8 protein-coding genes are annotated in these 12600 nt (G+C 43.9%); 1 reads left to right on the forward strand and 7 read right to left on the reverse strand.

Annotated elements, in window-relative coordinates:
- Positions 1-12: 12 nt before the first annotated feature.
- From BQ7394_RS05645 to BQ7394_RS05675, 7 genes are all read right to left on the reverse strand, one after another.
- The gene (locus BQ7394_RS05645) at positions 13-1674 is read right to left on the reverse strand and encodes a peptide MFS transporter (protein ID WP_075556472.1); all 1662 of its coding nucleotides are present in this window, start codon (positions 1672-1674) and stop codon (positions 13-15) included.
- A 19-nt stretch (positions 1675-1693) separates the two neighbouring features.
- Entirely contained in the window at positions 1694-2761 is a 1068-nt protein-coding gene (locus tag BQ7394_RS05650) for a DUF4831 family protein (protein ID WP_075556473.1), read from the reverse strand.
- A 276-nt stretch (positions 2762-3037) separates the two neighbouring features.
- Positions 3038-3397: a DUF3244 domain-containing protein gene (locus BQ7394_RS05655; RefSeq protein ID WP_075556474.1), complete on the reverse strand. Its 360-nt coding sequence runs from the start codon at positions 3395-3397 to the stop codon at positions 3038-3040.
- A gap of 113 nt (positions 3398-3510) precedes the next feature.
- Positions 3511-5235 (reverse strand): tetratricopeptide repeat protein, encoded by a 1725-nt coding sequence (locus BQ7394_RS05660; protein ID WP_075556475.1) that lies wholly within the window; start codon positions 5233-5235, stop codon positions 3511-3513.
- A gap of 210 nt (positions 5236-5445) precedes the next feature.
- A complete protein-coding gene (locus BQ7394_RS05665) occupies positions 5446-6957 on the reverse strand; it encodes an NAD(P)H-hydrate dehydratase (protein WP_075556476.1) in 1512 nt (503 codons plus the stop codon).
- Between the two features lie 101 nt (positions 6958-7058).
- Positions 7059-8381, reverse strand: coding sequence for a sensor histidine kinase (locus BQ7394_RS05670; protein ID WP_075556477.1), 1323 nt, complete (start codon positions 8379-8381; stop codon positions 7059-7061).
- Entirely contained in the window at positions 8378-9745 is a 1368-nt protein-coding gene (locus tag BQ7394_RS05675; RefSeq protein WP_075556478.1) for a sigma-54-dependent transcriptional regulator, read from the reverse strand. The genes BQ7394_RS05670 and BQ7394_RS05675 overlap by 4 nt, the downstream gene beginning before the upstream one ends.
- Before the next feature lie 452 nt (positions 9746-10197).
- On the opposite strand from BQ7394_RS05675, the gene BQ7394_RS05680 reads away from it, so the two are divergent.
- Positions 10198-12585: an ABC transporter permease gene (locus BQ7394_RS05680; protein ID WP_075556479.1), complete on the forward strand. Its 2388-nt coding sequence runs from the start codon at positions 10198-10200 to the stop codon at positions 12583-12585.
- Positions 12586-12600: the final 15 nt, after the last annotated feature.

Below are 12600 nucleotides of genomic sequence, written 5' to 3' on the forward strand. Positions count from 1 at the left end.
TTCAGTTTTGTCTTATTTGGCTACTTTTTCCAATCGTTTCATGATAGAGAATATGAACAGTGCCGATAACAGACAGCACACGATCAGTACGCTCCATACCATCCACAACTGCATTCCTCCCCACAAGTAACCGATGATAGCCACCAGATAGTTACCGATAGCCGTAGCTACGAACCATCCTCCCATCATCATACCTTTATATTTAGGAGGTGCCACCTTGGATACGAATGAAATACCCATCGGCGATAATAATAACTCGGCGAAAGTCAATACCAGGTAAGTAGAGATCAACCAGTTAGGAGAAACCAGTACATCTGCAGAAATACCATTCGCTTCAACAGCAGCAGGTGTCGGCAGACCCAGTGAACCAACGGCCATGATAAGGAAACCGCAAGCCGCGATAACCATTCCGATACCGATCTTACGCGGAGCAGAAGGTTCTTTCTTTTTCTTTGCCAGGTAACCGAATACCGCCAGCGATACCGGAGTCAGCACGATCACGAAGAACGGGTTGAACTGCTGGAAGATCTGTGGCAGGATAGTCACTGTCGAATCCATAGAACAGTAGCTCCATCCCAGTAAGCCCAACATGATTATCAACACGCCGGCAGAGATACCTTTTGCCTTACCTGTCTTTGACTGGAACAAGGAGAATGCGGCATAAACAACAACCAGCAGGAAAGTGAGGTTTACGATATTGAATCCTAAACGATCCAGACCTGTAACAGCCTGTGCGGTATAGTCACGTGCAAAGAATGTCAGTGTTAAACCGTTCTGGTGGAATGCCATCCAGAAGAAAATAACAACGGCAAATACCAGTAACAGAGCCTGGATACGTGCTTTTGTCTGTTCCGGTGTCAGTTCTTCTTCCTGTACGTTGGCAGGTTTAGCCTGTTTAGAGTTGTAATCGGCATGTTTGAATGTCGGGCGGAACACCACGTAGATCAACATGGATACGACCAGGGAGATACAAGCAATAGCGAAGCCGTAGTTGTAAGCCTCGGATAATTTGTCGATATAAGTCGTACAGAAAGTAGCTGTATCGCCAACGAAATTCTGTGCAGCCTGTAAGCCGCTCAGCGTTGTTGCTCCTTCTTCTGTAATCGTTCCGTTCAGGAATTGATGGGCGAGCGAAGGGATCTGCGGCACATAAGTGAATCCGGCTTTTCCCAACATCTTGTTAGTGATCATAGTAGCTGCTGTCGGAGCATACATCGCACCGATGTTGATCGCCATATAGAATATACTGAATGCAGTATCACGTTTCGCTCTGTATTCGGGAGCATCGTATAGGTTACCTACCATTACCTGCAAGTTCCCCTTGAAAAGACCTGTACCACAGGCAATCAGGGCTAAAGCTCCGAACATCAGTACTTTTCCGGTAGAAGAGGGTGTCGGAATAGATAACAATACATATCCGATAAACATCACAATGATACCTGTTGTTACCATTTTTCCATATCCGAACTTATCGGCGAGGATACCTCCGACGAGTGGCATGAAATACACTGCTGCTAAGAAAGAACCGAAGATGGTTGATGTCTCGGCGGCTGTAAAGCCGAACTTAGCTTGTAAGAATAGAGTAAAAATCGCGAGCATCGTGTAATACCCGAAACGCTCGCCGGTATTCGCTAAGGCTAACGCGTATAAACCTTTAGGTTGTCCTTCAAACATAGAAATTTAAATTAGATTATTATTGAATTATTTGTTTTATGGCGCCGGTCTCCGGATAGAAATAGACTTTCACCGGAGCTTTTTTGTCTTCGAACATAACAGGAGCAAGGCCTTCGCGTGAACCGAACTGAGTGATTTGGGCTTCTCCTTTATATAGTGTTTTTTTGTTCATGCTGATCTCGATACTAGCTTTTCCCGGTACGTTATAAATAATACCTTTCAGTGATTTTTCCTTCTTTTCGGCTTCTTTCGGGTCGAGAACCGGAGCACGGTCTGTCGCTTTCAAGTTCATATAGACCGGAACGCCACCCAGGTCGTCTGCATCGACAATCCCCATCAGGTTGGAGAAACGGAATAGGACTTCTTTATCCAGGTTATCATAAGGGGTGATGTTTACCTCATAGTGAGTCGTTTCTTTGGTTATAATACCGGTGAACAGATTGGTCAATGCTTTTTCCTGTTCTTCCAACTGCTGGATAACCAGCTTCATAGCTTCACCGTCGGGAGGTAGATTATCCGCGTCTCCGGTTAATATATTCAAGCGGCTTTCACGGATACGATAGATCTGTTTGGCTGCAACTTCAGCTTGTCTGGCAGTCGATCCGGCCATAAGTAATTCTTCTGAGAATACGGATGCATCGGTCACTTTAACCGGTGCTTGTCCATTTTTCTTGATCGTTTCGAGTTCTGACTCTTCAGGAGTGTATTCGGCATTGATGGAACATAATAATCCTTCTTCTGTCAGATAAGCGTACGGAGCTACTGTCCCGCTTTTAAATTCAACGATATAAGTATTGTCAGGATCAGGTATTCCCTTGTTGACAAGCGATACTTTTCCTAACTCATAATATACTTTATCTTCTGTTATTGCATCTTTTACTCCGAGGTATTTTTCTGCATATTTGTAATAAGGCCCGGCTTTGCAGGTGACCTTTGTTACTTCCGAATCAACGATTAGTTGTGTTTTCGGTAATGAATAGGTAATACCGAAATTATTAGCTTTGACGGCATTTTTCTTTACCACTTTGGTTTGAGCCATGAGCGGCAAGCTAAACAAAAGACATGCTATTGTGATCAGATTTTTCATATCCAAACAAATTATTTTATCTCAATTATGATTGTACAAAACTAGGAAATATTTTGTTAGAAACCAACCGTAAAGTGTTCTTTTAGTCTTTTGTAATGCAGATGATACGTTTGATTTGTAGTATCTTGGTCAAGTAAGAGAGGTTTATATAGAGCATAGTTAAAGTTTTGATTAGCCAGAGCAACTTGTGAAAGGAAAAGGAGATCGAGATATGAAGGTTGGTTAAATTATCCTCACAAATTGCTCTAAAAACATAAATTTCAGTACGATGCAAAGTTATTCGATAACAAATGAGCCTGTTAAGGTTCCATAGTTATGGATTAAACTTAATGTATATTCTCCACTCTGAACGCTCAAAGGTATTGTATAACTTTGCGGAGTCGATACAGTTATATTTTCTTCATAGACTACCGCGCCTGTATTGTCTGTTACTTTAACGGTCAGATTGCTCAAGGGGTGAATGAATTCGATCGTCAAATCTGTTCCTTCAATGGATGCTGTTGGAGGTGCAGGAATAATAGAGCGAATATCTGTCTGTCCCCATTTCCCTTTAGTCGGAATTCTGTCTGCATATATAGACTGAGCACAGAACACTCCACAAATAACTAAAAATAAAGTTGCGATTAACCGTTTCATAATTCTATAAATTTAATTACCAGTTGATAAAATTGAAATTGCTCTGGCAAAATTATAATTCCTCTTTAAATCACAACTATATTTTTGTTGACAAAATTGTGACAATGTATAAGCTATTGTAAATCAGAGATAAGTGAGTCGAACTTCTCGGCGTTTTCGGCTTCTTTGGTTAGCTTTTTGTATAATCTTCTACGGCATTGGGACACTCCAGAGCTTGTAATGTTCATAAGTATGGCTATCTTTTTTACAGGAATATTGACTTTAACGAGATAGCAGATACGCAATTCTTCCTGGGATATTCGTGAGCAAAGCTCTAAGAGGCGACTGTTGAAATTGGGATAAGTAGCATCGATCAACATAAAAAGTTCAGACCATTCACTCTCGCTCAGTTTCTCCTCGGTTTGATGGATTTTTGTATATAAGGTAGATCTTTTCAGATCTTGTTCTAGTAGTTGCATCGTATCGTGCTTTAATGAAATTTGTCTGTTTTCCATTTCAAGCATTAATTTTCTGGTTTCAAACAATTGTCTTTTTACTTCGCTGATTGTTTCTTGACCGGATGTAAGCTCTTGTTCTAACAAAGATATTTTCCTTTTGTTATCCTCTATGTATTGTAAACTTTGTTTATACAACTTCTCCTTTAAATCTATTAATCTTTTCTTTTTCTGTTGTTCTCTTTTAAAGAAGAAGAAAAAGGTAATTAACAGAGCTGTAATGATAATTAATATCTGATAGATTATAATCATCCTTTTTGTTGCTTCTTGTTCATATTTGTTTTTTTCATCGGCTATGCGCTGATAATTAAACATGCTTTGCGCTATCCTGATATTTTCAAAATGCGAATCGTTCTCAATAGAATCTCTTAATTGTTCATATTTGTTCCAGTATTTCAGATAGTTTTTAAAATCAAGTTTTTGTTTTTCTATTTGAGCAAGAAAATATAAACTTCCTGCTTGTGTATATGTTACAGGGCTTTGCAGACTATAATTTAAATAATATTGAGCAGAGTCATATTGAGCTGTATTGAAATAGTATTCACCTAAGTTAAGATATAAGGGATGAACTAGTTTAGGGTTACCACATGATTGAATCGCAGCTTTAATATAATTGTATGCTTTTTGATATTCCCCTTTTTTGAGATATAAGCTGCCCAAATCGTTTTGAAGAGAGAAAATACTTTGAGGTGTGGCTATTTTTATTGCTTGTTCATAATAATAAATAGCACTGTCCGGTTGATGGGTTTCTGTGAATACACGTGCGATATTACGTAGAGCGAAAGGCATATTCGTAGAATCGTTTGTTTTTTTCAAAAGAGTCAGAGTCTTTTTGTAAAGTGGCAAAGCCATTTCATAAATATCCTGATAACTATAAAGGGTTCCAAGGTTATTATTTACCTTGACAAGTAGTTCCGGTTGATTGAGACTCTCTCCTAAAGCAAGTGCCTTTAAATAATATTGTTGAGCTTGTAAAGCATCTTGCATATCTGAATACACACGTCCTGCGTAGTAGTAAGATAAAGCCAGAGATAATAAATCATTATGTTTCTCATAATAATTTGTGGCTATCATAATTAATGAATCCGAGTCATGTATGTAGTAGTTTTTATCCAGTGCCTGAGTAAGTAGCAGGCAATAGGCGGCATATTCTTTTTCAGATAGTTTTTCAGGAGAGGTTATATTATCGAGTATGGCTAATGAACTGTCGGAAGCTATTTCCATTAACGACCTGGCCTTATCGAGCTCAGTTGAAACAGAAGTTCTGTTGGAACATGAAACTAAGCATAATAAGCTAATTACAAATGATATTTGTAAAATAATATTTCCCGGTTTATTTATCATCTCTCCTTTTCTTATAGATCTCGAATATACAGCTTTTTTTGAAAAAGAAGGTTAGTGGTGTTTATAATAATTTGCTGAAAATGTGGCAAGGGAAATGAAACTTGATTTTTACAGTGGGGGTATTAGCTTCGTTACTAAAATACGGCAACCTGTTTCTACTGAACAGAAACAGGCTGGCCATATAAGTTATTCACTAATCCTGGAATTAATTTATTTAATCTGTTTGAATGCTTTTCCCAGCATATCCGTAATATCCCCAGCTATCATACTTTCTTCTGAGCGGTAAACTGAGGCCAGGTCTCCAGCTGTGCCATGCAGGAATACACCAGCAACGGCAGCTGTTTCGGGTTCGGCTCCCTGAGCTAACAGACCGAGAATAATACCGGTTAGAACATCGCCGCTACCGGCCGTGGCCATACCCGGGTTACCGCAACTGTTGAAGTAAACGTTTCCGGTAGCCGTACAGATAGCAGTATAAGTCCCTTTGAGGATAACACAGAGCTTATGCTCGGTGGCAAATGCCTGTGCCTTTTTCAGTCGTTCGTACATTGTATTACTTTCTCCTGCGATACGGTCGAACTCTTTGGGATGCGGAGTCAGGATGCTTCTCGGCGGAATACGGTTCAACAGGTCTTTATTGGAAGCAAGCAGGTTAAGAGCATCGGCATCGAGGACGACAGGTTTCTCGGTTGTTTGGAGCAAACGTTCCAGTGCCGCCGCCGATTCCAGGTGTTGTCCCAGGCCGGGGCCGACACCGATTGCCGAATAAGGAGCTATTTCCGGTACTGTTGTGAAGTAGTCCTGATGCGGATCGAAGCTGACCATTGCTTCCGGGAAAGCAGCCTGCATGATCACCTCCCCACGTTGCGGGATATGTACGGTTAGTAATCCGGTACCGCTTCTCAGGCAGGAACGGGCTGCCAGTAAAGCAGCTCCCATCTTGCCTTTACTTCCGGCGATGAGTAATGCATGACCGTAGGTTCCCTTATGGGAGAACTTTTCACGAGGTTGCAATACTTCGGCTATATCCTCTTCGGTAACCATCATATATGGAGTGGAAGTATTGTCGACAATATCGGGATGGATACCTATATCCAATACTTTCCATTCGCCGACATATTGCGCATTCTCCGGGAAGAAGAAGGCCAGTTTCGGGAAACCGAACGTAAGCGTCAGGCTGGCTCTTATGATAGAGTCCGGATCATTTGTCTGGTTGTTCTCACCGAATAGTCCCGAAGGAATATCGATCGATACGACGGTAGCCTCCGACTGGTTTATATATTTCACCATTGCAGCAAAACCTCCGGTAATCGGGCGATTCAGGCCTGATCCGAACAAACCGTCGATTACGACATCGCGGTCGGTCAGTACAGGCGGGACAAAGTCGGCAATAACTTCCGTGAATTCTACTTTTTCCAGCCCGAGTATCCGCTGCTTATTCATTTCGCAATCGAAAGAAAGATGTTCGGTCGGGTTGAACAGGTAGGTCTCTACCTTATAACACTCGTCTTTCAATAGACGTGCGATGGCAAGTGCATCCGCCCCGTTGTTCCCTTGTCCGGCAAAGACGATGATACGTGTTTGCTTGGAATAACGGCGGCAAAATTCATGTACAAATACAGTAGAGGCGCGTTCGACGAGATCGATAGAACTGATCGGTTCGTTTTGAATGGTGTATTGATCGAGTTCTTTAACTTTGTCTGTTGGAAATATCTTTATCATAATTGTCGGATATCTAATGTTTATTCTGCATACAAATGTATAACAAACTTTGCTATGTTGTAGCTACTTATTCCAAAAAGGGGAGAAGGCATTTACTCCGGTCAGGGAAAAGTAAGCAGGAAACGGCTTCCCTGCCCGGCTTCGGAAATAACGGTGAGGTTACCTTTATGCATGTGCATGATCTGCCTGGAAATACTGAGTCCGATGCCTGAACCTGTTGGTTTGGTGGTGAAGAACGGGATGAAGATACGTTCCTGCACATCCGCCGGGATGCCTGTCCCGTTGTCACTGACCTGGATATATGTTTTCCCTTCCGCATTGATCCCGGCCGACAGTTCAATCGATGGCTCACTGCAATTCTGAGTGGCGTCGACGGCGTTTCGAATCAGGTTGATCAGTATCTGTTCGATCATAGCTTTATCCGCAATGATCTGCAAATGGGAGGTTGCGGGAAGTATCTTGACGATATCCGATTTCTCTTTGAATAATACGGCGGCACTGTTCAGCAGGCTATCGACGGTAATGATTTCGACGACAGGTGCGGGAAGTCCTGTCACTTTTCTATAATTCTCTACAAAACGGACCAGCCCGCTGCTTCTCCGGAAAATCGTATCGACTGCCTGGTTTACCTCTTCCCGGTCTTCTTCATTGTTATCCCCGGATACCTGTTTGTTTTTCAATAGTTCGGACAAAGATACGATCGGAGTCATGGAGTTCATGATTTCGTGTGTGAGCACCCGTATCAGTTTCTGCCATGCTTCCGTTTCCTTGTTCTCCAAAACGGAGCGGATGTTTTTCATGCTTACGACAGTCAACGGCTTACCCAGTACCACAAACGACATGGCCGACAGGATCAGTTGTGAATACTCTTCTTTCCGGCGGACTTGCAGGATGGAAAGCTCTCCCGGATGCAAAATACGCAGGCGGGCAGGAAGTTCCGGGTGATAGACGGCCAGGTCGTCTACCGTTTCGGCAAAGTTCAGTCCCGTTTGTATCCTGGCTGCCTGGTTCATCCATTCTATCTTCCCTGTTTCGGAGGAGTAGACCAGGACCGAAAGGTCGATATGATTCGCTAAAGCCTGGAAGTATTGCAACTGGCTTTCCTTCTGTTGCAGGTTCTTTTTATAATGCTGCAACGCTTCCTCCATCGCATCGATCAACTCTTGTGGCAAAGCCTCCGGCTTGTTTGCCGGCGGGATACCGGAAGACAGGAAGTCGGAATAACGGACAGACCAGATAAATTGCCGGAACAGACGGTCGCTTTTCCCCATCAGGCGGAAAAGGTAATATACTTCAATCAGTATGACGCCCATGACAACAAATGCAGAGATATAAAACTTCCCGGTGACCAGGAAGGCAAATACCAGGCAGGTGGTCACCAGCAAAAGGATCAGTCCGGCAGCCTTTTTCGAATACTGTTTCATAGTCCGTATTTTTCGAGTCGCCTATATAAAGATGTACGCGTAATACCCAATAGCTCGGCTGTCTGTGTCATATTGCCGGAACAATGACGCAACGCATCCTGTATGGTATTTTTTTCCAGCTCTTCGAGATTGAACTTTTCCTCTTTCTCCTGAGAGGATCGAGCCGGTATGCGGAGCATGAAGTCATCGTATTGTAACTGTTTACGGTCGGAAAGGATCACGGCACGTTCGATGACATGTTGCAGTTCACGCACGTTCCCCGGCCAGTGATACTGCTTCAGAAGTTGACGCGCTTCCTGAGAGAAACCTTCGATCTCCTTCTTATATTTATGGCAATAGTGCCGCAGGAAATGGTTGGCCAGGAGAGAGACGTCGTTTCCCCTTTCACGTAATGGAGGAATGATAATTTCGATTGTATTGATGCGATAAAGCAAGTCCTGACGGAAACTCCCGTCCTGTACGGCGGCGTGCAGGTCGGTATTTGTGGCACATATCAGGCGGACATCGATCTGAGTCTCCCGGGTCGATCCGATCCGATTGATCTTTTGCTGTTCGATAACGGTGAGCAGCTTCGACTGGAGGGTAAGCGGCAGGTTCCCGATCTCGTTCAGAAACAGTGTGCCGCCCGATGCAATCTCGAAGCGGCCCGCTTTGCTTTTTCCGGCATCGGTAAAGGCTCCTTTTTCGTATCCGAACAATTCGCTTTCGAACAGGTTATGAGGAATACTACCCAAGTCGATCGGGATGAAAGCCTCCTGGCTACGGGACGATTGTTTATGCAACGTGTAGGCAATCAGGTCTTTTCCCGTGCCGTTTTCGCCGAGCAGGAGGATGTTGGCATCCGTATTCTTTACTTTTTCCAGGGTATTGAATACGCTCTTCATGGCAGGCGAGTCGCCGATCAGCTCTATTTCCGGCTCTGTGGTGGTAAGAACAGACTTTTGTTCCTTCAGTGCTTGTACTTCCGTTCGCCGCAGGCTGAGTTCGAGGGCCGACGAGACAGTGGCCAGCATCTTCTCATTCTGCCAGGGTTTCGGAATAAAGTCGGTGGCCCCGGCTTTGATAGCTCGCACGGCTTTCTCTGTATCCGAATAGGCTGTGATAAGTATGACTACCGTGTCGGGCGAAATTTCCCGGATACGTTCCAGCCAGTAAAAGCCTTCTTTCCCGCTGACGGCATCGGCCGTGAAGTTCATATCGAGCAGGATAACGTCGTATTTGGTTCTTGATACCAGGGAGTTGATCTCTTTCGGGTCGGTACAGGTTGTAATGCTTTCCACCCGTGGGCGAAGCAGCATTTTCAGGGTGAAGAGGATATCTTCGTTATCATCTATTACCAGTATTTTTCCTTGTCGTACAGCCATAGCCTTGTTCTTCGTATATTATAGAGTCCCCCAAACTTAGGTAAAATTTCCGGATAGCCGGCATATTAGTCCGAACTATCCGAACTTTTAATAAATTACTCCCTGATGTTTACTGGTGATCCCGTAAGTCTTCGGTGCAGTGCATACAGGAAAAACATTTTGCCACTGCCTTGGCAGAGCTTTGCCACCCTATTGGCAGAACTCTGCCATGCCGATGGCAAGACTCTGCCAATAGGATGGCAAAACATATTGTCCCTGGCAGACAACGAATACCTACGTGATATCTGCACGATCTGTAATAGAATCGTGCGGAATTGTATGGGAAGTGTACGATATCGTACGGTTGCTGCTTATTGGAGGATGCTTATATGTTTAGTATTTAGTGTTTTATGAAACTGGCATGGATATTGAATGTTTCTAATCAAATAGTGGCAAATATAAAAGAAATAACCATGTTTAAACATTACATCAAAGTAGCCATCCGCCAGGTTAAACGGAGCTTTCTGTTTTCCTCCATCAACATATTAGGATTTGTGTTGGGGATGACGGCTGCTTTCCTTATCTACTTATGGATTGTGGATGAACTGACGTTTGAGGATTTCAATAAGAACGGCGATTATATCTACCGGGTGATCCGGGAAGAGCAAACCGCTAACGGTCAGGTGCCTTCTACAGTCACTCCGCTTAGTGAGACGTTCCGGAAAGAATATCCGAAGGTGGAGAACGCGACCTTTATAAAGTACGGTGGTAAATACGACATTCGTACAAAAGAGGTGGCCATAGATGTTAACTATGCATTTGTCGATACGACTTTCTTTGATGTATTCACTTTCCCCGTTGTGGCAGGCGATCCGTCCCTGCTGAAGAAAGATCCGCAACAGATCGTGCTGTCGGAAGAGACGGCCGGGAAACTGTTCGGTAAAACATCGGCTATAGGGAAAGAAGTCGAGTGTAAATCGAGTAATAAATATTATAAGGTAGCTGCTGTCCTGAAAGTTCCGCGCAAAAGCCATATCCAGTTTGAGGTATTAGGTAGCTGGGATGCTTATAAATGGCCGGGAATAGAGGATGAAGTCTGGAGCTTTTCAGAAAGAATGCATATCTTTATCCAACTGAAGAAAGGGAATACATTGACGGATGCAGACCGGTTGGCCATGCGCGATCTCTGGATGAAGCATTCGCAATGGGGGAAGCCCCTGGCGTTCCAGCCGTTGAAAGATATTCATCTGCACACACCTTTCAAGGAACCCAACGATGTATTCAACCACGGAAATATGCAACAGATTTACCTCTTTGCTGTGTTGGCTATCCTGATCGTCTTTATGGGGGCGTTTAACTTTATGACGTTGTCTACGGCTCGTGCATCCATGCGCTCCAAGGAGATCGGCGTCAGGAAGGTGACCGGGGCAAAAAAGAAAAAGCTGATTATGCAGTTCCTGTCGGAAAGTCTGGTACAGGCTTTTATCTCGTTGCTACTGGCATTGGCACTGACGGAATTATTGTTACCCTTTTTCAATATGTTTGTCGGAAAGGATATTGCTTTGCAGTTCAATTGGCAGACTTTGTTGTTTGTATTGTTCGGTATTGTCAGTGTAGGTTGTCTGGCCGGGGCTTTCCCTGCTTTCTATATGTCGTCGTTCAGTCCGTTATTGGCTTTCAAAGGAGGGCAGGCAGCCGGTAAGAAGGGGACATTGATTAAGGGACTGGTTTGTGTACAGTTCGTGATTGCAATAACCATGATCGTTTGTACGACTGTCATATTCAAGCAACTTCATTATCTGCAAAATGCCGATCTGGGGTTGGATAAAGAACATCTGATCGAAGTGGATGTTGTGGACTGGCGCCGGGGAGCGGACGGCTTTAAACAGGAGATACTTAAAAATCCGTATGTAAAGAGCGTAGCGTTGGGTGTGGAGATCACAAACTATCTGCAAGGGTATGGCTTTGAACAAGGTATGTTCAGCTGGGAAGATGAGAACGGAAAAACGGACTCGGTGAAGATGGTCGGAATGGTCGGAGATAGCGACTTTATCTCTGCTTTGGGACTGACTTTGCTGAAAGGGGAAACTTTTGGAGCGAATCCCGACCATTACTGGGATGGTTCCTATGCAAAGGAGTCGCCGATCGTTATCAATGAAACGGCATGGAAGATACTGAAGGTCGAGAATCCAGTCGGCATGTTGCTGACGGGCGGGGGCATCGGTATCCGTAACTCCAGGGTCGTAGGTGTTGTGAAAGACTTTAACTTCCAGCCCTTGAGGGAAAAGATAAAACCGGCATTCTTCTATTATACGGTTCAGCTGTTTAATTATATGTATATCCGGATCTCGGCAGAGAACCAGGTAGAGACGTTGAAGTTCCTGAAAGAGAAATATGAGGAAGCACGTCCGGATATGCTCTTCAACTACCGTTTCCTGACGGATGTGTTGAGTGATAGTTATACCCGTGAACGACAGCAAAGCCAGATGTTCCTGATCTTTACGGTGCTGGCGATTATCGTTGCCATGATGGGAGTATTTGGATTGGTTGCCCTTTCTACGGTACAGCGGACAAAAGAGATAGGTGTCCGCAAGGTGAATGGGGCACATTCCGACCGGATCGTAAAGATGTTTTGCCGTGAATATATGATTTGGGTGGGTGTTGCTTTCGTGATCTCTTGTCCGCTAGCCTACTTGTTTATGTTGGAATGGTTGAGCAATTTTGCCTATCAGACTGCGATCAGTTGGTGGCTTTTCCCGTTGGCCGGCGGCATAATACTGCTGATAACCATATTGACAGTCATAGCCCAGACCTGGCGTGCCGCTTCCAGGAATCCGGTGGAATCTTTACGGTATGAATAAAATAACAAATAAACG

It is taken from the genome of Parabacteroides timonensis (assembly GCF_900128505.1).
Taxonomy (GTDB): Bacteria; Bacteroidota; Bacteroidia; order Bacteroidales; family Tannerellaceae; genus Parabacteroides; species Parabacteroides timonensis.